Source organism: Mastigocoleus testarum BC008, from assembly GCF_001456025.1.
Taxonomy (GTDB): domain Bacteria; phylum Cyanobacteriota; class Cyanobacteriia; order Cyanobacteriales; family Nostocaceae; genus Mastigocoleus; species Mastigocoleus testarum.
In genome coordinates this window covers 96,068-121,152 of the sequence record NZ_LMTZ01000107.1, presented here as the reverse complement: position 1 = coordinate 121,152, position 25,085 = coordinate 96,068, and the positions used below count along the sequence as shown (strand labels likewise).

At 37.3% G+C, this 25,085-nt stretch carries 21 protein-coding genes; 15 read left to right on the top strand and 6 right to left on the bottom strand.

Going from position 1 to position 25,085, the window contains the following annotated elements; genetic code table 11:
- The first annotated feature begins 222 nt into the window (after positions 1-222).
- The 3 genes from BC008_RS25905 to BC008_RS25895 all read left to right on the top strand — a co-directional run bounded on the left by BC008_RS25905 (position 223) and on the right by BC008_RS25895 (position 3,895).
- Entirely contained in the window at positions 223-849 is a 627-nt protein-coding gene (locus BC008_RS25905; protein WP_058184028.1) for a DUF4340 domain-containing protein, read from the top strand.
- 122 nt (positions 850-971) lie between these two features.
- Complete coding sequence (locus BC008_RS25900; protein ID WP_027846777.1) at positions 972-1,898, top strand: ABC transporter permease; 927 nt, start codon at positions 972-974, stop codon at positions 1,896-1,898.
- 98 nt (positions 1,899-1,996) lie between these two features.
- The gene (locus tag BC008_RS25895; protein ID WP_201026181.1) at positions 1,997-3,895 is read left to right on the top strand and encodes an alpha-amylase family glycosyl hydrolase; all 1,899 of its coding nucleotides are present in this window, start codon (positions 1,997-1,999) and stop codon (positions 3,893-3,895) included.
- 369 nt (positions 3,896-4,264) lie between these two features.
- Here the strand turns inward: BC008_RS25895 and BC008_RS46755 are convergent, their stop codons facing one another.
- Together BC008_RS46755 and BC008_RS25890 are read right to left on the bottom strand one after the other, a co-directional pair.
- Complete coding sequence (locus tag BC008_RS46755) at positions 4,265-4,447, bottom strand: hypothetical protein (protein WP_082650638.1); 183 nt, start codon at positions 4,445-4,447, stop codon at positions 4,265-4,267.
- A gap of 264 nt (positions 4,448-4,711) precedes the next feature.
- Complete coding sequence (locus BC008_RS25890) at positions 4,712-5,800, bottom strand: glycosyltransferase family 4 protein (RefSeq protein ID WP_058184027.1); 1,089 nt, start codon at positions 5,798-5,800, stop codon at positions 4,712-4,714.
- Between the two features lie 334 nt (positions 5,801-6,134).
- Between BC008_RS25890 and BC008_RS25885 the strand changes: the two genes are divergently transcribed.
- The 11 genes from BC008_RS25885 (at position 6,135) to BC008_RS25835 (ending at position 18,242) form a co-directional block, all read left to right on the top strand.
- On the top strand, positions 6,135-6,575 hold the full coding sequence (locus BC008_RS25885; protein WP_036266994.1) for a pentapeptide repeat-containing protein: 441 nt from the start codon (positions 6,135-6,137) through the stop codon (positions 6,573-6,575).
- A gap of 509 nt (positions 6,576-7,084) precedes the next feature.
- Positions 7,085-7,501 (top strand): hypothetical protein, encoded by a 417-nt coding sequence (locus BC008_RS25880; protein WP_058184026.1) that lies wholly within the window; start codon positions 7,085-7,087, stop codon positions 7,499-7,501.
- 430 nt (positions 7,502-7,931) lie between these two features.
- Positions 7,932-9,329, top strand: a complete 1,398-nt coding sequence (locus BC008_RS25875; protein ID WP_027845146.1) for an effector-associated domain EAD1-containing protein — start codon at positions 7,932-7,934, stop codon at positions 9,327-9,329.
- Between the two features lie 327 nt (positions 9,330-9,656).
- Positions 9,657-10,760 (top strand): AAA family ATPase, encoded by a 1,104-nt coding sequence (locus BC008_RS25870; RefSeq protein ID WP_036266992.1) that lies wholly within the window; start codon positions 9,657-9,659, stop codon positions 10,758-10,760.
- Positions 10,753-12,054: an SAV_2336 N-terminal domain-related protein gene (locus BC008_RS47655; RefSeq protein ID WP_036266990.1), complete on the top strand. Its 1,302-nt coding sequence runs from the start codon at positions 10,753-10,755 to the stop codon at positions 12,052-12,054. Before BC008_RS25870 ends, BC008_RS47655 begins: the two co-directional genes overlap by 8 nt.
- A gap of 3 nt (positions 12,055-12,057) precedes the next feature.
- On the top strand, positions 12,058-12,303 hold the full coding sequence (locus BC008_RS47650) for a hypothetical protein (RefSeq protein ID WP_153009668.1): 246 nt from the start codon (positions 12,058-12,060) through the stop codon (positions 12,301-12,303).
- An 18-nt stretch (positions 12,304-12,321) separates the two neighbouring features.
- Positions 12,322-13,461, top strand: a complete 1,140-nt coding sequence (locus BC008_RS47645) for a formylglycine-generating enzyme family protein (RefSeq protein WP_321170092.1) — start codon at positions 12,322-12,324, stop codon at positions 13,459-13,461.
- A 42-nt stretch (positions 13,462-13,503) separates the two neighbouring features.
- Positions 13,504-14,337 (top strand): formylglycine-generating enzyme family protein, encoded by an 834-nt coding sequence (locus BC008_RS25850; protein WP_027845144.1) that lies wholly within the window; start codon positions 13,504-13,506, stop codon positions 14,335-14,337.
- 1,269 nt (positions 14,338-15,606) lie between these two features.
- Complete coding sequence (locus tag BC008_RS25845) at positions 15,607-16,023, top strand: Pepco domain-containing protein (RefSeq protein ID WP_027845143.1); 417 nt, start codon at positions 15,607-15,609, stop codon at positions 16,021-16,023.
- 412 nt (positions 16,024-16,435) lie between these two features.
- Positions 16,436-17,650, top strand: coding sequence for an AAA family ATPase (locus BC008_RS25840; RefSeq protein WP_027843110.1), 1,215 nt, complete (start codon positions 16,436-16,438; stop codon positions 17,648-17,650).
- Positions 17,643-18,242, top strand: coding sequence for an RloB family protein (locus BC008_RS25835; RefSeq protein WP_027843109.1), 600 nt, complete (start codon positions 17,643-17,645; stop codon positions 18,240-18,242). Before BC008_RS25840 ends, BC008_RS25835 begins: the two co-directional genes overlap by 8 nt.
- A gap of 107 nt (positions 18,243-18,349) precedes the next feature.
- Here the strand turns inward: BC008_RS25835 and BC008_RS25830 are convergent, their stop codons facing one another.
- The 4 genes from BC008_RS25830 to BC008_RS25815 all read right to left on the bottom strand — a co-directional run bounded on the left by BC008_RS25830 (position 18,350) and on the right by BC008_RS25815 (position 22,893).
- A complete protein-coding gene (locus BC008_RS25830; RefSeq protein WP_027843108.1) occupies positions 18,350-19,168 on the bottom strand; it encodes an alpha/beta fold hydrolase in 819 nt (272 codons plus the stop codon).
- Positions 19,169-19,173: 5 nt separating this feature from the next.
- The gene (purU, locus tag BC008_RS25825) at positions 19,174-20,040 is read right to left on the bottom strand and encodes a formyltetrahydrofolate deformylase (RefSeq protein WP_027843107.1); all 867 of its coding nucleotides are present in this window, start codon (positions 20,038-20,040) and stop codon (positions 19,174-19,176) included.
- Positions 20,041-20,261: 221 nt separating this feature from the next.
- Positions 20,262-21,785 carry a hypothetical protein gene (locus BC008_RS50750; protein WP_058184024.1) on the bottom strand — a complete coding sequence of 508 codons (1,524 nt, stop codon included), beginning with the start codon at positions 21,783-21,785 and terminating at the stop codon, positions 20,262-20,264.
- A gap of 613 nt (positions 21,786-22,398) precedes the next feature.
- Positions 22,399-22,893 (bottom strand): hypothetical protein, encoded by a 495-nt coding sequence (locus BC008_RS25815; RefSeq protein ID WP_027843106.1) that lies wholly within the window; start codon positions 22,891-22,893, stop codon positions 22,399-22,401.
- A 502-nt stretch (positions 22,894-23,395) separates the two neighbouring features.
- On the opposite strand from BC008_RS25815, the gene BC008_RS25810 reads away from it, so the two are divergent.
- On the top strand, positions 23,396-24,712 hold the full coding sequence (locus BC008_RS25810) for a glycoside hydrolase family 10 protein (protein WP_027843105.1): 1,317 nt from the start codon (positions 23,396-23,398) through the stop codon (positions 24,710-24,712).
- The last annotated feature ends 373 nt before the right edge of the window (positions 24,713-25,085 follow it).

The window sequence follows — 25,085 nt, the reverse complement described above, 5'->3', positions numbered from 1 at the left end:
GCACGCAATACCTATAGCTGCGCTACCTACGGATCCGGTACGCTCTGACTAACGTCACGCTCCGCTAACCGCTAGGTGCTAACAGTTAACAATTAACAGTTAACAGTTAACTGTTTATGGCTAACGCCAAGCCCTTACGGGCTACAGTTATCAAGAAACGGGGAGCAGGAGATAGGTTAATTTTTTTAAGCGTTCGGTAATAAATAAGGAGGGAGTAGAATCATGAAATTACCGCGCACAACTTTAATTTTAGTCTTACTGGCACTGGGTTTGGGGGGTTTCGTTTACTTTTTTGAAATTCAGGGTACAAAGCAGCGAGAAGGCGCACAAGCAGAAGAAAAGCAAATTTTTTCGTTTGCAGCTGACGATATCCAATCTTTAAATATTAGTACCAATGATTCCAAAGTTAGTTTGGAAAGGAATCCAGATAGATCTAAAAAAAATAAATGGCTGCTAAAATCTCCTTCCCAAGAAGTTGCTAGTAATGCATCTGTTTCTTATCTTACAGATTTGTTAGTAAATGGAAAAAGTGATACTAAAATACCAACATCACAAGAAAAATTATCTCGGTATGGTTTGGATAAACCCCAAGCAACTATCGAGATAAAACTCAAAAATAAGGAAGTTCGCAAACTGATTTTAGGTAGTTCTGATTTTCAGGATCAATCTCTTTATGCTCGAAAAAAAATAAATTCTAATTCAAGTGACAAAATCGAAGTACTGTTAGTATCCAAAAATTTTGCTAACGCTGTTAATCGAGAACTGTCGGAGTGGAAGCAGGAAGAAAATAGCCCAGGTCAACCATTACCTCCTTTGGATTTAAAACCGACCCCGGAGAGTAAAAAGTAAGAAGTAAAAAGTAAAAAGTAAGGAGTTAGGAGCCAGTAATAGTAAGTGAAGAACCACCAATTACCAATTACCAATTACCAATTACCAATTACCCATTACCCATTACCCATTACCAGTGATAGATGACCAACGATTTTTTAACAGAGTACCTTCTTTCCAGTTTGCGTCTTTCTGTTCCGTTAGCGTTTGCTGCTTTGGGTGGATTATTTTGCGAACGCTCTGGAGTACTTAACATTGCTTTGGAAGGAATGTTGTTAGTTGGTGCTTTCACTAGTTCAATTGTGACTGCTTATACTGCTAATGTTTGGTTGGGAATTTTGGCTGCGGTGGTAGTTGGAAGTTTGGTAGGTTTTCTTCATGCTTTCCTATCTATCAGTTTGCGAGTAGATCAAGTTGTTTCTGGTTTGGCTATTAACCTTGTTGCTGTAGGTTTAACATCTTTTTTGGCAAGGTTGTTTAGTAATATTATTTCTCAAGAATTACCCGGACTGTCACAAATTAGTATTCCTATTCTTGTTAATATACCCATCCTTGGATCCTTACTTTTTCGACAAGATATATTAATCTATTTATTATTTTTTCTAGTTATTTTTAGTACTTATTTTTTATTTAAAACTAGCCCTGGTTTAACTTTGAGAGCGGTGGGGGAATCTCCAAAAGCTGCGGATGCTGCAGGAATATCAGTGGAAAAGGTGCGTTATTTGGCGGTGTTAGCTAGTGGATTTTTAACTAGTTTGGGAGGTGCATATCTTGCCGTAGAACATGTTAAATATTTTACTGAAGAGATGACCGCAGGTAGGGGATTTATTGCGATCGCAGCTTTAATATTCGGTCGATGGCATCCTGTAGGTAGTTTTTTTGCTTGTTTGCTTTTTGGTGCGACTGAAGCGTTACAGCTGCGGGTCCAAGCTTTGGGAGCAGACATACCCTATCAATTTTTAATTATGTTACCGTATGTTACGGCACTATTTGCACTTATAGGTTTGGCGGGTAAATCTGCAGCACCATCAGCTTTGGGTATTCCTTATTCTCGGGAAGGAGATAAATAGCGATTTTAGCAAAAAAGTTGTCATTTTTATAACTAAGTGTTAGTTATTGAGCTATTTGTAATTGAAAAAACAAAATTCAATTCACTAACAGGGGTGCTATGGAGAATTCTAAAATGGTTGGGAAGCAATTATCAAAGCTGAATCTGGAGTCATTTTTTCCCGATACAGGTTTCCATCCTTCTCCAATTGCTTGGGAAGATCAGATATTTTACTTCATGATGCTCGACCGATTTTCCGATGGTAAAGAAATCGGATACAGAGATATTGATAGCAATATAGTTGCAAAAAGTGCAACTCGAACTACTCCAATGTTCAAGGAGCAAGATAAGGGAAATGCTATAACAACTCCTGAGGATGAAAAACGTTGGCGCGAAGCTGGTTTCAAATATGTGGGAGGAAATCTTAAAGGTTTAACGAGTAAAATTGGCTATTTAAAACGTTTGGGGGTAACAGCGATATGGATCAGCCCTATTTTTAAACAGGTAAAATTTCAAGAAACATACCACGGGTATGGAATTCAAAATTTTATTGATGTCGAACCTCGCTTTGGAACCCGTGAAGATTTGCGAGAGTTAGTTAAAACTGCTCATGCTAATGATATTTATGTCATTTTAGATATTATTTTCAATCATACCGGTAATATTTTTAGTTATGACTCCAAACATCAGCCCAACTACAGAGATATAAATGGGAATTTCGATCCGCGTTGGGATGGAAATCTTTATCCTGTTCAGGGATTTAATGATAAATCAGGTAATCCCACCATACCGTTTCGGAAAACAGATCCTAATAATCCGTCAACTTGGGTTGATGAAGATGATGCAGTTTGGCCCGTTGAATTTCAAGACCCATCATTCTACACTCAAAAAGGACGCATCAATAGTTGGGATAATGACCCAGAGTATTTAGAGGGAGATTTTTTTGATTTAAAAGACGTCACTCATGGTGAGGGAAATCTGGACAATTACAATCCTTCTCCTGCACTTAAATATTTGTCTCAAGCATATAAGTTTTGGATCGCTTATGCAGATATCGATGGATTTAGAATCGATACTGTCAAACATATGGAGGAGGGTGCAACTCGCTTTTTTGTTTCAGTTATTCATGAGTTTGCTCAAAGTATTGGTAAGGAAAATTTCTTTTTAATTGGTGAAATAACTGGAGGACGGAAAAGAGCATTTACGACTCTAGAAAAAACCGGCTTGAATGCAGCTTTAGGAATCAATGATATTCCCGATAAAATCGAATATCTTGTTAAGGGATATCGCAACCCTGCAGATTACTTCAATTTATTTCGTAATTCAGAACTAGTGAATAAAGAATCCCATACTTGGTTTAGGGACAAGGTTGTGACAATGTTTGACGACCACGACCAGGTTCGTAAGGGTGAAAATAAGGCTCGATTCTGTGCCGATCCGGATGCGGAAAAAGTCGTGTTGAATGCTTTAGCACTCAATGTTATGACTTTGGGAATTCCTTGTATATACTACGGTACAGAACAAGGTTTTGATGGTCACGGAAATAATGATCGTTATTTGCGCGAAGCTATGTTTGGTGGTAATTTTGGAGCATTTAGAAGCCAGGGAGTACACTTTTTCAATGAGGAAAATTGGGTTTACCAAGAAGTAGCCAAAATCTTACAGATTCGTCGCGAGAAAATAGTTTTGCGTCGGGGTCGTCAATACTTGCGTTCAATTTCTGCCGATGGAGAAAATTTTGGTTTACCGCAAATGATTGGAAATCAAATCCGTACGGTTATACCTTGGTCTCGCATTCTCAGTGAAAAAGAGATAGTGTTGGCGATTAATACTGACTACGAACAGATGCAAATAGCCTGGGTAAGCATCGACAATGAGTTACATAATGAAGGCGATTTCCTCAAATGTATTTACTCTACCGATCCAGAACTATTAGGGAAAGAGATACCTGTTGAAACAAGAAATGGTAAATCTGTCCTCATCCCGGTTCCTGCTGCGGGTTTTGTAATCTACGAATAGTTTCGTAATTTCAAGAATATCTTAGGAAAAGATTTTTCTCGGCTAGGGTGTATTTTTGACATGTGAATTTACACTACATAACTTGTTGATTATAAGATCCCCCTAAATCCCCCGCTGAGTTGGGGGACTTTGATTTAAAGGGGGTTAAAAGGAATCGAGACTTAAAAGGAATCGAGACACAGTTTGAAAATAGCCCTAGCCCAAAAACCCTTGTCATTTTTGAAATTCTTGGAAAATCACATTGGTGTGATTTATAGCGGATTGCAACTAAGTGAGGTACAGTTCAAAAACTGAAAGTCAGTTATAAAGCAGATTCTACTCCTGACTCCTGACTCCTGTCTTCTGACTCCTGAATTCTGCTGTAGTATTTTATTCGCCCTTACAATTCATCATTACTTCATTAGGAATACCATTCTCTTGTGAATGGGGATATATAGAAGTAAGGGGTGCTTGCTCTTGTACCCAACAGGATCTACAAAACCAATAAACTTCACCATGGTTTATGTGACGTAGCAGCTTCCCATTACAATAAGGACAATTATTGCCTGACATAATGATTTTCTCCTTTTGATCGAACTGTGGCTATAACTTACCGGAGGTATTGATAAGAAGGTTTTAGAAAGCCTTTTCCCTTTTTGAGACATCTTTACCATTATCTGTAAGCAAGCCACATCCGTAGTTCGCAGCTAGATTATTCTGAGTAAACTATGTTCTCAGATCTCTAGTTGAATCAAATATCTAGTTGAATCAAATATCTAGTTGAATCAAATATCTAGTCGAAAGTGATTAGTGCAAAACCTTTTTCTACTCATTAGACTATCTTAGTAACGAAAAGAGTTGAGCAGGATTGAAACGATTATTCTTCATAAGACTTTGCATTATTGAACTTTGCAATACTTTCTTATAAGCTGCTTCGTAACCATCTACCATTTGGGTCACGGTAAAGTTATTTTTCACATGTTCTCGACATGTTTTGCGATCCAATTCTAAAGCTGCTGGGATTATCTCTGCCATTTCATCATAGGTTTCGCAGACAAAACCTGATTTTCCATGAGCTATAACTTCAGGGACTGAACCCATTTTTATACCAATTACTGGCGTACCAGTAGCCATTGATTCAATCATTACCAAGCCAAAAGGTTCATCCCAGGTAATAGGAAAGAGAGTTGCAGATGCATTACCTAGCAAATCTGCCTTGTCTGCACGATCAATTTCACCTAGAAACTCAATTTGCTTGTTATCAATCAAAGGTTCAATCTCTCGTTCAAAGAATTCGACGTCTACGGCGTCTACTTTTCCTGCCATTTTCAATCGCCAACCAGTTTTCTTAGCAATTGCAATAGCGTGTTGTGGTCCTTTCTCCGGAGAAAAACGTCCTAAGAACGCTAGGTAAGGTGGATCTTGAGGTGTGGGATAGTAAGAATAGTTAGCAATATCGATGCCGTTATAAACAGTCTTAACGTAGTTAAGGTCTGTTTGACGTTGTGCGTCGCTAATACTAACGTAATGTTGCCTTGAGTGATAACCAAATATTTCGCTACTATCCCGACTAAATCTACCATGCAGAGTATGTACTGTTGGTGTTGAGACTACCTCGGCTAAAGGTAATGCCCAAACTCCCACGTGGGAATGAATGATATCGAATTCCGCCGCTCGTTGGTAAGCTTGGCTAGGGACTAATACTTCGTACAAAGGTCTTTCTTGAATCTCTGAATCCAAGCGTAATGCACGAGGATAAACAGCCTCTAGGGACGCTAGTGTTTGCGAATCTCCGGAAGCAAACAAGGTAACTTCATGACCTCGTCTTACCAGTTCATCAGTCAAACGACTCACTACAAGCTCAATTCCTCCATAAGAAGGAGGCGGAACTGTTTCCCACAAGGGGGCAATCTGAGCGATTTTCATAAGCTATTTAGACTCACTAATTAAATGATACATTGGCTCATCTACTGTTTTCGGAAAAATACATCTGATTCTCTTTTCGTGTTCAGAAAAAGATGTCCTCCAAGAACAAAAAATAGTCTGTGGTGTCGATCGCGTCAATAAGTCAAAATCAAGCCTGGTAAAGTTTTCCAAGAACTAAAAACCACCAGAAACAAACTCACAAATTCCTCACCTTTTTAGCTTAAATTTGGAACTAAGTTAAATCAGAAAATAAAACCCAGTGACCCTAGTAACACGGATGTGAAGCTGCATTAGGTTACTAAGTACCAAAATCACCCCTACCTATATCTCGAACATGAAATTTAAACCATTATCTATTTATTTATCTTTATTCTCACTACTTTACTTAGCCACTCCACTGAAAGCAGAAATAACATCTGAAGTTAGACAACTACTAGATACCAAGATTTGCCAGGGTTGTAATTTAGTTGGAGTTAATCTAAATAAAGTAAGACTGGAAAAAGCCAGACTAAGAAAAAGTAATCTAACTGGAGCAAATCTCAGTAATTCTAATCTTAAAGGAGCATACTTCACTGGAGCTAACCTCAAAGGAGCCAATCTCAGTGGAAGCAATTTACAATGGGCAGATTTTATTAACGCCGATCTAACAGAAGTTAACTTTAGCGGTGCTGACCTTACTAATGCGACTTTCAGAAAAGCGAATATTACCAATGTTAATTTTATTGGGGCTAAGTTAACAGGAGCAATTATGCCTGATGGCAGCATTCATCAATAATATAGCGCTAGGCGCAATTCATTAGCGTTCGCCGCAGGCGCATCTCAGCGTGTCCATAGGACATAAGTCAAAATATGTCATGCCTACATGCTGCACCAACAAAAGTAAAAGGCTCACTATACATAGGTTTTAGCACGTCTACGACAAACAGATTTTGTAGATGTTCTAACTTGATTACGTAGTGCTATGAGTTTCAGATAAAGTAGCTGTTTACTACAAAGCACGTGTTCTTCAGAAAAAGAACGCAACATTTCATTTTTTATCTTTACTCTCGAATCCTCCTTTTCAGCAGAACTTACTTATTATAGTAAACGTGACAATTTAAACTTTGTCTACTTATTTCCTCCGGAATACGTCTTTTGACGGCGTTCAACTGTGTGACAAATTTCATTCTGGTACTTTCAATTACTAGGAATACGTAAACAAGATTTTTCTATTTGAAGGGTTACATAGAACATGCAACACATTGCAAACAGAAAAAAATCACCTTTCAAAAGGAAAACAAACTAATGAATATTAAAGCTATTGCTCTAGCATCCGTTATTGGTTTATCTGCACCGGTCGTTACACAAGTTGCTTTTAATACTCAAACTGCTTCTGCTGTACCTGTAGATTTTGTTCGTCCCAAAGGAGCTTTCATGGACGCTAGCGAGCAATGGGTTGTTTGGCTGAAACTAAATGAATTTGGTGTTTACACTTACGAAGCTCAAAATAGAAAAACAGGCGATTATTTAACTTTGAAAAACCCTGAAATTTCAGGAAATAGACGTCGTTACACTTATACCTTCAAAAATGGGAAGTACAGATACGTCATCGCACATCAACCAAAAGACGCAGAATTTATCCGTCTCACAGTTGTCAATCCACAAGGATATACTATCTTAAATCGTTTGATGGAAAGAGTTGGTGACGATTGGGATGTATAAATTAATAAACAAATCGTTTAATTAATTAACTCATAGCAACATACTTTCTACTAATTACTTTTACAGGTTTAAACTATTGACCAGAGCAGGAAAATTTAACTTATAACAACTCATCAATTAGTACTAGCATTAACAGTCAGCCTGAGTAAATGACTATTAATAACCACTGATTAGCGATAATCAGTGGTTATTCCTCTTGGCTTGTATAATTTTATAATTAACCTAAATAAGTACATGAAACGGAATTCAGGTGGTAAATTTTGTTGACACTTTTGATATGATTATATTGGTAAAATTGTCAATACGTTAGTATTTTAAACAACAGATTGACTTTTAATTATATTTTTTCTTTGGATTATATGTTCTAAATATTATAAAGCTGCTGTAGCTATTTGAGCAGCAAAATACTAAGTAATGAAAAAAATATGCAATGAAGTTATCTAGTAATGAACGTAAAGGGTTCTATAAAGCTTTAATTGATGCTTTTCCAGAATATACAGATTTAAAAATGATGGTTGATTTAGAGTTTGACCTCAACTTAGAAGAAATCGCTGGGAAGGATAAACTTAAGAATGTTATTTTTGAACTTATCAAATGGGCTGAATCTACAGGGAAATTAGAAGACCTAATTAGAGGAGCTTGTGAGTATAATCCAGGAAATACAAAATTAAAAGAGTTTATTCAAATAAAAAAACTCATTGATATTTTAAAACCTTATTTTGATAAGCATAAAGATAAAGTAATTGTTGCCTATAAATTATCTTTACCTGATATTTTAACTGATAAAGACAAAACACCAAAAAATGCAGCAGAGCTAATTTATGATTCCTTACGATTTCCCCCACAAGAAAAAGATAAATATAGCCCTCTAGAAAAATTTGTTATTAATTTACTCTTAGACGAATCTCTAAGCTGTAATACAGATTTAGAAATATGGGCTAAAGAAAATATTGGTGAAGATAGATATAAGCAAAGAATTACAGGATTAAGGGAAGAGAAAAAACAGGAAAGAAGGGAAGTTTATCCTGGTCTTTTTGTCGCGATTCTTCAGCAGGGAGAAAGTTATATTGTTAAATCTTGGTTAAATAAAGATATAGCTCAAAGCAGGTCGGGAAAAAAATCTTACTACAAACAACTTACGAAAAATGAGCAAGCCGAAATCAAGATAGATCGACAACTAAGTAAGGTTCCAGAACTTGTGAGGTATTGGATCGATAATAGCGGAGTAGATATTAAGCAAATTCATGTCTTTTTACCTTACGAACTGATGAATCACCCCATTGATTCTTGGAAAACTATTGACGGTGATGATGAGACAATCGGTGAATTCTATGAAGTTATTATTCGTTGTTCGGAAAGAATGGAGGGAACAAATCCAAGAATCTACAGGTGGAAAACTAAAGGAAGCAAACTTAAAAATAAATTAAATAAATTGGCTGCTGATGTTTTTACTCCATGCTGTGGTGATAATCATAAAATCATCGAAAACCACTGCAAACAAGATGACATCATTGCTGTAAAAATTACCAATGTTTTTCAAGATAAACAACCGGGGACTATGCTGTGGAAATCGGCTATACCCCTTGCATTATGGATTCGGGAAAGAATTGATGATGTTAGCAATGAAAACGAATTAGACCAACTAATGGGAAAACGTTCCAAACAAGAGGAGCAAATAACACTTAGAGATATTTCAAAAGTAGTTAAAAAAGCAAGGTTAAAATACTTTGCTTCAAGTACCCCTCATATTGGTCACAGTTTATGCTTGCTTTGGGACGATCCAGATTTGCTTCCACCAGAACAACGTATAACTCAAGAACATCTCTAAAAAAGTATTTGTGTATAGCAATCCTAAATAATTTGTGTTTAAAAATAAATATTGGCTCTTCGGTTATTTTTATGGAAAATTAAGTTAAAAATCGTTGAAAAACTTATAGGATAAGGATTTCAGATTTCAAAAACACCATAATTCTTTATAACCCTTGTCTCGTAAGGATTTTGTTATAACCAATCTCCAACTTCCATAAAAGGAACGCAAGAACCTAAATATTGTAGAGACGTTGCATGCAACGTCTCTACAGGAGTCACCCGTCACCCGTTCATGAATCAAATACGATTGTTATATTTCTAAAATAACTAACTATGATAAATAATTATGACAAATAATAATCAAACAGAAAATTGGAAAATTTTTCACGGAGATGGTGAAATTAAAAAGGATTGGAAATTACCAGATCCTCCAAATTGGCGACCCTTTGGTAAAGATAAGAATACGGGAAAAACTCGGCGCGAAATTAGGGGAGAAACTTTCCAAGTCAGGGAAGAAGAGATTAAAATGGTCAATGCAGCTTTGTATTTGCGACGACCTTTATTAGTTACGGGAAAACCAGGGACGGGAAAATCATCCCTTGCTTATGCGGTTGCTAGGGAATTAGACTTAGGAGAAGTGTTATATTGGCCGATTACTACTCGCACAACCCTCAAAGATGGACTTTATAATTACGATGCGATCGCAAGATTACAACGACTACAAGAAGTGAAGGAACTGCAACAGGAAAATTCTTCACCAATGTCATCACAGGAGCGAGAAGAAAAACTAAAACAGCAACTCAAAACCGTTGAGAAATATATTACCCTTGGACCTTTAGGAACAGCTTTACTTCCATCAGAAAAACCCCGCGTTCTGTTAATCGATGAAATTGATAAAAGCGATATCGATTTACCTAACGACCTTTTAACTATTTTTGAAGAAGGACGTTTTAAAATTCCCGAACTGGTAAGAATTAAGGAAGAAGTTCCAACCGCTACAGTTCGGACTGCTTATAGTGCAGATACAAATACTACAGATACAGACACTACAGATACAACAACTAGTGCAGAAATTAATGAAGGAATTGTAACTTGTACGAAATTTCCCTTCGTAATTTTAACAAGTAATGGCGAACGAGATTTTCCCCCACCTTTTTTAAGACGATGTTTGCGTTTAACCATGAAAGAGCCAGAGAAAAAGGATTTAGTTAGAATCATTGCGGCTCATTTAGGGGAGGAAATGAAAGATCCTGAAGATTCCAACAAGTTGAATCAGGAAGCTTTGGATCGATTGGTTGATAATTTTATCAAAAACCGAGAAACACAAACTTTAGCTAACGATCAACTCCTCAATGCTTTGTTTATGGTCGCCAAAGGACGGGTATCAACTGATGATAAACTGATTGAACGACTTCTTCAAGATTTAGGTCAGGTGGAAGAAGATGAGTAAGCTTTCTTCTTCAAATCATACAGTTGAACGTTTGGTTACCCATTTAGAACGCAGTGGGTTAATTAAGGGTTTAGGTCTGAGTGATGAAGATATAGCTGATGCTATTTGGTTAACCCTGCAAATGGGAGTTGTGGAAATTGAAACAGTGGAAGAACAGAGCAATTCCTTAGAATCAGAAGACCAAGTAATTATTAATGAGATTGAGGAAACACCAATAAGTGATTTGGATTCTTCAGAGACAAACTCAACTGTTGAAGTTTACGAGCAAAAAGCAATAAATCAAGATTTTGAATCGGAAGAAACCCCCAAAGGCTTACCATTTCAAGTACCAGCAGCTCCAGCGATTCAAAATAAACTACCGATTGGTAGGGCTTTGCGACCTTTGATGCGGAAGGTTTCTTCCAGTACTAGAACTATTATTGATGCAGAAGCTACTGTTAATCGGATTGCAGAACAAAATATTTGGTTACCTGTCACTAAACCGGAACCAGAGCGCTGGTTGGATCTAGAACTTGTGGTAGAAGAATCCCGTTCTTCATTTATTTGGACAGAAACTGTTGATGAATTACAGCAACTGTTGCAAAATCATGGGGCATTTCGTACTGTTAGAGTTTGGAGTTTTTCAAGTACAGATTGTCGTTATTTAGAATTAAGTAGACGCAGAAAAGGAAATCAAAAAAGTCATTATAAACACAGCTACCGAGAGCTAATTCATAGTAACAAACGTGGTTTAATTCTCATTGTTAGTGATTGTACGTCTAATATTTGGCAGCAAAATAATATTTACGAATGCTTGCATAAATTGTCGAATAAACTACCAACAGCAATTATGCAACTTTTCCCCGAGAGATTATGGCAAAGTAGCCAGTTGGGTTTAGGCTATAAACTACAGTTGAGTGCTTTTAATCCCGGCGTACCTAATTCTAAGTTGGTGTTACCATCCCTGTGGGAAGAACTGGAAACGGAGCAAATTTTAAAGTTACCTGTAGTAACTCTAGAAGCTTTCTCATTAGCACAGTGGTCAAAAGTTCTCGCAGGTTTTGGAAACACCCGCACCCCAGGATTTGTCTTCGAACTAGAATTTCTCAAGGAACAATTTGCTCAAGTAATAAACCAACAATCAACAAATCCAGAATCAATAACAGATAATTCCCAAGAAATATCGGTAGAAGAACTAGCAGAAGAAGTCGTAGATCGCTTTTTAGCTACAGCTTCACCTACAGCGCAAAAGTTAGCTGGATTAATGGCTGCAGCACCAGTTAGTTTACCAGTAGTAAATCTGATTCGACGGTAATTTTTGCCTTATAAATCCACACCTGTAAATGTCGCAGAAGTATTTTTAAGCGGAATGATCCGGCGAACTAACACTTCAGGGAATAATATTTCAGAAAACAATACTTCAGATTCAGAACCCCAATATGATTTTATTCCCGGGGTGAGAAAATTACTCAACCAAGCAACTCGTTTAGGGGAGACTGAAAACGTCTTAGATAAATTATCTGAATATATTGTTAGGGAGTTGGGTTTACCTTCATCAAGGTAAACTTTCTCTGCGCTCCTATTGCAATACCAAAACTTAAAGCAGGAAGAACAGGAACAAATATTACCCTTTGCTCAGATAGCAGTAGAAGTATTACAAAATCTTGGGGGTGAATATGCAGTTTTTGCAGATCGAGTTGCTCCGAAAATAATAGATGCACCACCTCCGGAGACGCTATCTGAAACTGAAGATGAGCAAATACGAGAACCAGAAATTAAAACCTGCACCTTTAAAGTTGCAACCGTCGAAGTCCTAGAAACCCGCACTTTTGAATTTGTTGTTGCTACTTTAGAACGGAAAAGTCGATTTTTAGGACTTGGTAATCCTAATCCTTGGGTTATTAATCGTCGAAGAAAGCAAGCAACGGGTATTGTGGAAGTTATAAAACCAGGAATCGAGTTAGAGTTAATGGAAATTCCTGCTGGTACTTTTACAATGGGTGCACCAGAAACGGAAGAAGGTAGTTATAACTCGGAACGTCCCCAACACCAAGTAGAAGTTCAATCTTTCTTCATGGGTAAGTATCCTGTTACCCAAGCGCAATGGAAAGCCGTAGCGGCGTTACCCAAAGTTAATCGTGACTTAGAAACAGATCCGTCTCGATTCAAAGGTGATAACCGACCTGTAGAAAGAGTGTCTTGGTACGATGCGGTAGAATTTTGTGCGAGGTTATCAAATCACACGGGTCGAGAATACCGCCTTCCAAGTGAAGCCGAATGGGAGTATGCTTGTCGAGCAGGTACAACTACACCATTTCACTTTGGGAAGACAATTACATCTGAACTTGCAAATTATGATGCTGAGGTCATTTATGGTGATGGGTCCAAAGGAAAAAATCTTGGGGAAACAACACCTGTGGGAAAATTTCAGGTTGCTAACGCCTTTGGATTATGTGATATGCATGGAAATGTTTGGGAATGGTGTACAGATGATTGGTATAACAACTACGAGGGTGCACCCGCAGATGGTAGTGCTCGGATAAGTAAGAGTAATCTTTATCAAGCAAAAGGTCGTGCTTTGCTGCGTGGCGGTTCTTGGTTTTGCTATCCTGAAGACTGTCGTTGTGCATCTAGAATCTATAACGATGGGAAGTTACGCGACTACATTACTTACGATTTCGGTTTTCGTGTGGTCTGCGCGTTCGGGAGGGCTTTGAAGTAGCCCTTTATTTTTGACTTTTATACAAATTGAAAGCTCTCAGCAATGGCAAAAACCATCATTAAGTATACAGAAAAGACAGGACAATACTTTGTTGAAAACTTAGGTAATGGCGTTGAACTAGAAATGATGCTGATACCCGATGGTACTTTCATAATGGGTGCACCAGAAACGGAAGAAGGTAGCAGCGACTCAGAACGTCCCCAACACGAAGTAGAAGTTCCATCTTTCTCTATGGGCAAATATGCCATAACTCAAGCACAATGGAAAACTATAGCAGCATTAGATAAAGTTGAACGTGACTTAGAACTGGATCCTTCTAATTTCAAAGGTGACAACCGACCAGTAGAGCAAGTTAGCTGGTACAACGCGGTAGAGTTTTGTGCCAGATTATCAAATAATAGCAGTCGAGAATATCGGCTTCCAAGTGAAGCAGAATGGGAATACGCTTGTCGAGCAGGTACAACAACACCATTTCACTTTGGACAGACAATTACATCTGAACTAGCAAATTATGACGCCTCGTCTACTTACGGTGATGGTCCCAAAGGAAAAAAAAGTGGGGGAACAACGCCTGTGGGTAGTTTTGATGTAGCTAATGCCTTTGGATTATATGACATGCACGGGAACATTTGGGAATGGTGTCTAGATGATTGGCATGATAGTTATGAGGGTGGACCGGTAGATGGTAGTGCTTGGATTAGTGATAATAATCTTTATCAGATTAAAAGTAGTGCCGTAATACGGGGCGGTTCCTGGATTAATAATCCTAATCTGTGTCGTTCTGCGTTTCGCAGCCTTAGCTATAGGTCTGCTGGGCGCGATAGCGTCTACGACCTTATCGGTTTTCGTGTTGTCTGCACGTTTGGGAGGGCTTAAGGTAGCTTTTTACACTTTTTTTCTTTTTCCCTTTACGCTTCCTTTTTTATCGCCGTAAGGCGACTCGAATTTTTTTTTTGCAAATTTGTTATTCTCTAGGGTCGTTCTACTTCAAAAATGCGAGTGAGGAGCAAATAAAAAATAAAAGATGCTGAGTTTATAGCTTTGACAGCAAAAGCCCGGGTAACGATTCGATTATTACAGTTGAATCGACTGAATAGAATGGAAGAACGTCAGCTTTTGTCAGAAGCGGGAATATTAGATTTTTCAAAGTTTCAATAACAGCTTAAAAACCTTCAAGTCAAATATTTGTTTAGAAGCATTGGATAATCAAAAAACAAATCTGTACAAAACATATGAACAATAGAAAATAACAAAAACCACCCAGCATCAATCAATGAATAGCAGGTGGTTATTAGTATCGGAAATAGACTTAAAGTCTTGTTAAAACTTACGCTTTTCCGTTTAATTAATTTTCTTTAATCACAATATAAAAATTGTATATCACAAAATAACTTTAATGTGATACATTAATCATGTTCATAGTTCAATAACCCCGTTGTTTTCACAGCAGCGGGGTTTTCTCTTGTGGTATTACATGTTTTAAAAAATCTTTAAAAAAAAATTGCAAAAACATGTCAAGATATAATACACAAGAAGCCTTATAAGTTATGAATCATCAAAATCATAACTATTTTTGTTTGCTACTGCATTATGCAATGCTTGTAAGTCCCCAGAAATAAAGACATTACCCATTGCAAAAAATGAACTACTTTCAAAAAATAGCATCAATTGCAGTTTAACCTACAGATGCCTTTCTTTAAAGTTATCTACGATACACATAATACTTGATTACAGGTATCGCGTTCATCTTAAATATAGCGTACTTTTAATTTACCACAATATCGATCGAAATATATTGCCAATATCCCCCCTGAACGGAACATAATTTTGTTAAGAATTTTTGCTGTTTGAATTCGGGGAAAGCCCATTTCAAAGTATTTACCCAAGCTGCTATTTGCAGTCAAAATTTTTAGATTTTCTTAGATTTCCCCTTAAAAATCCGGGGATTCCTTCAAAACCCCCCTCTCCAAGGGGGATTTAGGGGGATCTGTCAACTAATAGTGTCATGAGTCGTTTGAAAATAAGCCCTAGGGAAATCGAAATCAAAGTTGAATAGTTTTGACTTGCGTATATGACTTGCGCATAGCGCCATATCCGTTACACTGAATCCAAAGCAGTTAAAATCAGTTTAAATGGTAAACTCCCATGTCATCAGAGAACTCTTCCCCAGACAAAATTTGGATTGTTACCGAAGAAATATCAGAAACATCAACCAGAGAAAGGACACCTAACTACAGGGGTTCTAGAGGAGGTGATGACAGAGGAGGATCGATCAGTAGGGAAAGCAATGAAAAGAGAATGGTTCTGAACACACCAAAAGGACCATTAGTCATTACCAGAAAACCTGTAGAAGTCAGTAAACTCAAGCAAGAAATGAGAGGATTTCTGCAAGCAATGAGAGAAATGCTAGATGAAGCAGAAGCTCCTGACTCCAAAATGCAGCTTGACGAAGTCGAGTTGTCCGTAGAAATTAATGGAGAAGGACAAATCAGCTTATTTGGAATTGGTGGGGGAAAAGCTGGAGGTAGAGGAGCAATGACTTTTACATTTAAACGCAAATAATTGACTGAAGAGATGGGTAGAAATTAGCCGATGCTGCGGGTTCCCTTAGCTTATTCTAAGTTGAGCTGCTCGTAAAACATCTTAGTCTGACACTGGAAGAATATCACTTGAGGATATCTTTAATTAAATATTCTTTGATTTGGAATTCTTTTAGGACTTACGCAAAATTAACGTAATTACGTCATTACGTTCAGCTACGCTGCGGGCTAGCATTAGCGACGTAATCTCCCGATACGCTGGGATTGCTTCCCTACACTGCGTTTCGGTCGCAATGACAAATCTATGTCCTGCGGACACGCGATGCTAACGTTGCTTAAGTCCTGTCTTTAATTTGATATATTTAAAATTGTATATTCGTGATTTTTTCACAAATATGTCTTTTAAGATGTGTCTTTTAAGATAGATATCCAGCATGCTTATTGAGTTCAGTGTCGGCAACTACAGATCTTTTAAAGAAAAAGTTACCTTTAGCATGGTAGCAGCTAATTTGGTTGCCAAAGATAAAAAGCTTGATCGCACAAACCTGTTTGCTGTAGACAAGGATCTTAAACTACTCAAAAGCGCTGCAGTATATGGAGCTAATGCAAGTGGGAAGAGTAATCTCGCTCAAGCTTTGAGTTTCATGAAATGGTTTGCGATCAATTCCTCAAAAGAAACCCAAAGTACAGAAAAAATCAATGTAGAGAATTTTCGACTGAGTACAGAAACTGAATCTGAACCATCATTTTTTGAAATTGTATTTGTCCTAGATGGTAAACAATACAGATATGGATTTGAAGCAGATCGAGATAGGGTTGTCTCAGAATGGCTGTTTTATGTACCCAAGGTGAGGGAAACCAAGCTTTTTGAGCGGGAAAATAATCGCTTCAGCATATCTAAAACTTATAAAGCTGATGGAATTCAGCAAAGAACACGTGATAATGCTCTTTTCTTATCTGTTTCCGCACAATTTAACGTTAAAATTGCCGAGAAAATCTTAGAATGGCTAACAAATCAATTAAAAATAATTTCTGGCTTAGATGATAAGGCACATTTAGACTACACAGTTAATTGCTTAATTGAAGAAAGAAATAAAGACGAAATTATTCAACTCATTAAAAAGCTAGATTTAGGTGTTGGTGAGATACAAGTAGAACCGACCATAGGTGAAATCAAAGTTAAGACCGTACATAAGAAATTTGACAGTGAAGGTAATTACATATCTACTGAGATATTTAATCTAGAGCGACAAGAGTCTGAAGGTACGCAGAAAGTATTTGCTTTAGCAGGTTTCTTAGTTGATGTACTCAAAAACGGTAAAGTTCTTATTGTTGATGAGCTTGATGCAAGACTTCATCCTTTAATTAGTCGTGCAATTATTGAATTATTTAATTCTAATGAGAGCAATCCAAATCAAGCTCAGTTAATATTCATGACCCACGATACTAATTTGCTTAGTAATAAAATTTTTCGTAGAGATCAAATCTGGTTCGTTGAAAAGAATAGATATGGTGCAACCGACTTGTATTCGCTAGCGGAATATAAAGTGCGCAATGATGCTTCATTTGAAAGCGATTATATCAAAGGGAGATATGGTGCAGTTCCATATATCGGAAATTTAGATTCCCTCATCGATACTCATGTCTAAAAGAAAAGCAAAATCTCGTAGTTACTCATCGAGAAAAGTCAACACGAGAGAAGTTAGACAGAGGTTTTTGATTGTGTGTGAAGGAGAAAAAACAGAACCCAATTATTTTAGGAGTTTTCGTGTTCCTAAAGTCGTAATAGATATCAAAGGACTAGGAGCAAATCCAAGTAAACTTGTTAAAAGTACGAAGGAATTCAGTCAACAAGAAGATTATGACCAAGTTTGGTGCGTATTCGATCGCGACTCTTGGACTGAAGAAGATTTTTATCGAGCGATAAAAAATGCTGAAGCTCAAGGATTTGGAGTCGCTTATTCTAATGAAGCTTTTGAATTATGGTACATTTTGCACTTTGAATTTCTCAATACTGGAATATCTCGAAGTAAATACCTTGAGAAATTAAATGCATTGCTTGCAAAAAAATATCAGAAAAATAGTGAAACAATTTATGAAGAGATATTTGAGAAGCAAGCAACTGCGATGAAAAATGCACAAAAGCTTCTCAAACAATATAATCCTCACAATCCAGCAAAGGATAATCCATCAACGACAGTACATTTATTAGTAAAGGAATTAAACAAGTTTATTCGATGATAACTTTTAACCTTATCTTTCTTACTAACATGAAAATAGTTGTAGAGACATACCGTGGTACGTCTTTACCAGGATTTTGGGTTACCCATAGATTATTTTGGACATGTCTAGCGTAAAAACTTCAAAAGAATTTGATTGATGACTTCCGGGCGATCGAGTTGCATCCAATGACTTGCTCCCTCCACGCGGACATATTTCCAAGCAGCATCTACAAAAGCATTTGAACCTAACATTTGAGCTTCCGTCAAATAAAAATCTCCACTACTCCAAATTCCTAATGTTGGACTTTTGACCGCAGGAACTGAAGATTCTTCTAAAAGTTTCTGTGGATGAGCATTTGCTCTGTAAATACTCAATGCTGCAGATAATGCATCGGGTTTTTCCATCGCTGGAATCCACCGCTCTAACTCAGAATGATGTCGAACGAGATCGCGGAAAAATTGCCAGTCATTTTTCATCAATAACTGTTCTGCAATTTCCTCAAACTGAAATAGAAGGGTATACCAACTTTTTTCTCGTTGCTCCAGACCTGCAGATCTGAAGCTGTTCAGGTGTCCCACAGACATCACAGCTAGATTCATCACCCGATCTGGTCTGAAGGCAGCTAAAAACCATGCTAAAGCCGCACCCCAATCATGTCCCACCACATGAACCCGTTCTATTTGTAATGCATCCAGAATTCCGATAATGTCTGATAGTAAGACCTGAAAAGAATAACTACTAATTTCTTTGGGTTTGGATGATCGACCGAATCCCCGTAAATCTGGCGCTATCGCCCGAAATCCTGCATCAACCAATGCAGGAATTTGGTTTCTCCACAAATCAGCAGAGTCAGGAAACCCATGCAATAACAACACTGGTTGACCAGAACCTTCATCAAGAACGTGGAAGTTTAGTCCGGATAACTCTATTTGTTTTTCAGACATTGGAATTACTCAAAAACCACAGTTCTATTACCGTAAACTAAAACGCGATTTTTCAAATGCAACCTTACTGCTCTGGCTAAAACCATCCTTTCCAAATCTTTCCCTCTTCTAATTAAATCTCCCACAGTATCGCGGTGACTGATTCTAACCACATCCTGCTCAATAATCGGACCAGCATCTAAATCTGCAGTAACATAATGGGACGTAGCACCAATAATTTTCACTCCTCGTTCATAAGCTTTGTGATAAGGGTTCGCACCGATAAAAGCAGGTAAAAAGGAGTGATGAATATTGATGATTTGAGGAAATTGAGCAACAAAATCATTACTCAAAATCTGCATATATTTTGCTAACACAACTAAATCGATATTGTACTTGGATAAGATGTCGAGTTGTTTTTGTTCTTGTTCCAGTTTTGTTTCTTTGGTAATTGGGATGTGATGAAAATCAATATTAAATTGTTCTGCAATTTCTTTTAAATTCAGGTGATTACTAATAATTACAGGAATCTCTGCGACAAATTCCTTAGCGCGATGTCGCCAGAGTAAATCTAACAAACAATGGTCTTGTTTGCTGACCCAAATAGCAATTCGGGGAATGCTGTCGGAAAAATGTAATTCCCATTTAGCTTCCAAAGGTTGTGCGATCGCATTAAAAGCCGGTCCGATCAAATCCCGAGGTAAATTAAAACCATCTAATTGCCATTCGATTCGAGTCAGAAATAAGCTGTTATCAGAATTTGTACCAAAATCTGTATGCTGATCTGCATGAATGATGTTACCACCATTGGAGTAAATAAAATTAGCAATTTTGGCGACTAACCCTTGTTTGTCAGGACAAGAAATAAGTAAGCAAGCTGTAGTATTTCCCATAATATTGGAGTTAGGAATTTTTCATAAATCATTCCAATATATAGCAATCGTATTAGATTAGCGAACAGATGAATCCTGTAGAGACGTTGCAGAGCCTGCGGCGTCGGCGTTAGCCTCTGCAACGTCTCAGAGCGTGCGATTTGTTTCCAAAAAAGTCTTAACTAAACTGTATTGCGCTAAAACCTATATTTAGTAGCTTCTTACTTTTTACTTCTTACTTTTTACTTGTTTATAGGTAAAACTTCGGAACTACTAATACCACCCAGAACGCGACTAGCTGCAGCATTGAATTTTACTCTGGATCTATTATTGGTGTGATAAACAAATGATTCCGGTCCAGCTTTGACAGTAATGCGCCAACCATCAACTAATACCATCGTACAATAACGCCGTTGACTGCGCAGACCCAAACAACCATTACGCCATCTTACCTGTTTTGCTGCAACAATATTATTTTCAGAAATTGCTACCCGACTTCTAGCACGTGTTTTCGCATCTGCAATTACCGCATCAATAATTGATGGGGGTAAACTAGCTACCGGTAAAAAATTAAATTCAGAACCATTTTCATTTACTCGATAAGCCCAACTTTGCTTTCCATTGGATACGATCGCTTTCCAACCAGGTTTTCTAAACCGTCTACCGTTCCAATTTCTTAGTTTTTCTACTTCAATGATTCGGAAATTAGAACTATACCTTCTTCCTGTGAGAGAAGATCGTCTTGCTGCATCTCTTTTAATAACCCTTGCTGCAGCATTTGATAAACTTGGCGTCCGATCTAAGACTACTACCGAACCCTTATCGTTAGCGTGATAAACCCATGTTTGCGTCCCACCTTTAACTGTAACAATCCAACCCGGTGTTCTAATAAATGCAAAGTTACAGTAGCGCTCGAAGTTAAGAAAACAGGGATTATCCCAAATTTTACGCTCGGCTTTAACAATTCTTAATTTTGATGGTGATATTTTAGACCATGCTGCTGCATCTTTTAGGATTGCATATCTGACCTTGTTGGGTAATTTTGCATCAGTGCGGTCGCTAGCTTGTTCATTTAAGCGAATTTCTGAACCATCTTCATTGGTGTGATAAACCAAAGTTTGTTTTGAAGTACGTACAGTAAAACGCCACCCTGGAACCGAAGTGCGCAAACAACTTTCTGCAATACCTCCTAGTTCCAAACAGCTATCATTCCAAGTTTCCCGTTCTACCTTAGTAATTCTCAAACGAGAAATCGGTTGTCTCAAGTATTGGGATGCTGTTCTGAGAACGCGATTTTTCAGGGATTTTAATAATCTATTATTTGTGCGCTTATCTTTTGCTAAGCGAATTAAACGTCCATTTTGGTTAGTACGATAAGTCCAAGTACGGTCTCCATCGCTAGCTATCACTTCCCAACCACGAACCAAAGCCTGAGTGCATATTTCTGCTGGTCCACCCAATCCCAAACAACCATCACTCCAAGTTTTTGGTTGGTAATCGATGATTTCTAATTTGCGAATTGCGATGTTTTCTCGACGGGATAAGTCTCTTAATACAGCCCTTGTAACTTTACGTGGTAAACCATTTGTTTTTAGATTCCCCTTAACAACTCCATTATTAGTTTGTAAAGGAATGTCTGTTGCTGTTGCAATGGAATTATCAGACATTTGCAATCCATTACCAATGGAGATAAATCCAGCTAAAATCAAAGTAGCTACAACTCTTCTTTGACTGGTGTTAATATTAGTAAAAGAAAAAATATTCATGGTATGTCGAAGATAAATCAATAAAGTTAAATCGTTGGGAGTAAATACTTTAGGGGGAGTAATTGCAGGTAAATAGTTAATTACCCAATATTGAGACTAAAAACATTCAAAATAGAGAATCTCAGACAAATTAAAAATTTCAGACTCAAAACTTTCAAACTTAAAACTTTCAAACTCAAAACTTTCAAACTTAAAACTTTCAAACTTAAAAATCAGGATTAAATATATTCTCAGGAAACTAGATTTTATTTATTAGGTAATCCCTAGATACAGAATTTATGTCGATACATGTAGACACAACATTAGACGTTGTAATATTTAAAGTTTGTTCCTGAGATTTATGAAGTAAACTTTAAATCGACTGTATAGAAATCATTATTCAGCAATTTTATAAATAAACAGTATAAAAAATAAAATCCCCTCGGAGGTAAGGGGAGAAAAGAATCTATGGGTTTTTATAGAAAATAATCGTAAAAAATGATCGCGTATTAATCTTATATGACGGTGCGTTACAGCGCGGCGATAAATGTGACCAAAAAAAGATATCCTCTTGCGCGCCTAACACACTCTACGTTTTATTTCTTTATCAAAACCTTCTCAGCTATTGACTTCATTAAGCACTTAAGACTTGAGGTTCCATTAAACTTTCTTGCAGGGAATCAAACCTCAGCGTAGTAGACCAATTTTTAAAATCCGGTGCTAAGCGAATCAGCTTTCTTAATATTTCGTCATTTACCCATAAAACAATGGGGAAATTATAATGTTTGGGAAATTCATCGCGCATAAAGTTCGCAGAAATCATTAATTGATTAATGTCTCGAACCGACTCTAAACCTGTTACCATTAATCCTTGAGGTAATGTTGAATCTAAACCAGAAGCAATGCTGTTATAAAGTGTTTCAGCATTATTTGGTAAAGATAATTCCACAATTTCCACTGGTGAAAATTCTCGTATCAGACTCAATACTTGTTTCTGCCTTGTAGTTGAATTACAGCGTGCTAGCAGAAGTGAAAACTGTCCCTTAGAAAACATTATAGTCCTCACCAGTCTTTGGGCGACAGCAGTAATATTTACCATACTGTTGGGAGAATCGATTGAGCCAATCATTAACAAACACCGATTTTATTTGAACTTGAATTTGATTAAAACGTGAACTTGGACTAAATTTGAGCGACCGTTAAAGGAATATCAGCAAACTTACTTAATAAGTCAAGGCATATTGATACTAAGCAAGTTTGATGACACTGATTTGGGATAACCTAGATTCATCATAATCACGGCTCACGTTATGAGGGTGAGGTGTTTCACCCCACGCTCGCTATAATCCCCGTTTTTAAAGGGCTTTGCTTTGTAAACCTTTAGTAAATTCAATAATAAATTTAGAATAGTTGTGATCGGTTTGTTTAATTATTGACGAGTATATAGCGCTACGCGCAATTCAAAAGTGTATGTTCTAACCTAACTACGTAGTGCAATATAATCACACCTCTTAACAACTCAGAATAAAAATTTAATTAAAAAACAACATGAAAAAGCAACTTATGGACTATTTTTTCGGTCATTGATGTCTGATAATTTCATGGTGCTTGTGAAGTTTTCCATCAATCTCATGATAAATACTTTAAAAAAGTGGTGTGTTAAATTTCTGCCAGAATATATTAGTTATCCTGGCAAAAAAAAGTCATTTTTTACAGGGTTGATTGCTTTGGGTATGGTAGCTACACTGATGTTTTCCTCAGTTCCTACCTATGCGCAAAATATCGCCAACTTACCTGTTTTTTTTCTGAGTAGTTCCGCATTCAAGCAAACTTTGCTTGCAAACAACTCAACGCAACAAGAACTGAGGGGAGTTTGGTTGACTAATATTGATAGTCAAGTTCTGTTTGGGAGAAGACGTCTGAATGCTGCTTTAAATCGTCTCAAACAGTTCAATTTTAATGTTGTATATCCAACGGTTTATAATTGGGGCTATACTCTCTATCCCAGTAAAGTTGCGAAAAAATTCATTGGGAAAAGTGTAGACCCCACGCCAGGACTGCGGCGACGAGATATGCTCAAGGAAGTAGTACAATTGGGACATGCAAAAGGCTTGAGAGTAATTCCTTGGGTTGAATTTGGCTTTATGGCTCCAGCTGATTCACAGCTAGTAAAGCGAAATCCCGAGTGGATAACTTCTCGCAGCGATGGAACCAAAATTTGGAAAGAAGGAATTCACGATCGCGTTTGGTTGAGTCCTTTTCGTCCTGACGTCCAAAACTACATGAAAGACTTGATTGTGGAAGTCGTCAAAAACTACGATATTGATGGCGTTCAAGTTGACGACCACTTTGGTTTACCTGGAGAATTAGGATACGACGAATATACGGTAGAGTTATACAAAAAAGAACATTCCGGGAAAGCTCCACCAAAAGACACCAAAGATCCAGAATGGGTAAAATGGCGAGCAGATAAAATCACTGATTTTATGAAACAGCTATTCTTCGCTGTAAAAGAAGCCAAACAAGATTGTGTAATGTCTGTATCGCCCAATCCTCAGCGTTTTTCCTACGAATTTTTCTTGGCTGATTGGGCAAGATGGGAACGTATGGGACTAGTAGAAGAACTTATTATACAGTTATATCGCAATGATATGAATGTGTTTGTTGATGAGTTAGAACGTCCAGAAGTCAAAGCTGCACGTCGTCACATTCCTGTCAGTATTGGTATTTTGACGGGTTTAAAACGCAAGTATGTTCCTATAAAGCAAGTTGAGGAACAAGTCCAAGCAGTACGCGATCGCAATTTTGCAGGAGTTTCTTTCTTTTTCTATGAAACCTTATGGAATATGACCCAAGAAAGACCGCAAAAACGTCAAAGAGGTTTTCTCAACATATTTAGCGCACCAGTGAAAGCTCCAAGTATCAAGGAAGGTTGGAAGCCGGTTTAGATTCCAATAAGCCTGTAGGGTGCGTTAGGCGCGCAAGAGAATGTCTTTTTAAGGTTACCTTTATTACCGCGCCGTAACGCACCGTTAACAAAACATGTGGTATGAGATGATTTGTAATCAGACAAATTATTGATGAGATATTGATATGTGGCAACCAAATTTAAAGTTAAACTCAGGCTGAAACCAAGAAGAATAGACTCTAGATATTTTTAAAATATTGCGATTATTAATAAACCTAATTTCTATATATAACTTGGATTCTGAGAAAAAACTTGAAAAACCCTAAATTTTGAAAAAAATTTTTATAGCTCCGCTGCGCTACGCTATAATAAGAGAGGGTAAAAGGAAGAAGGGCAAAGGGACAAAGGAATAA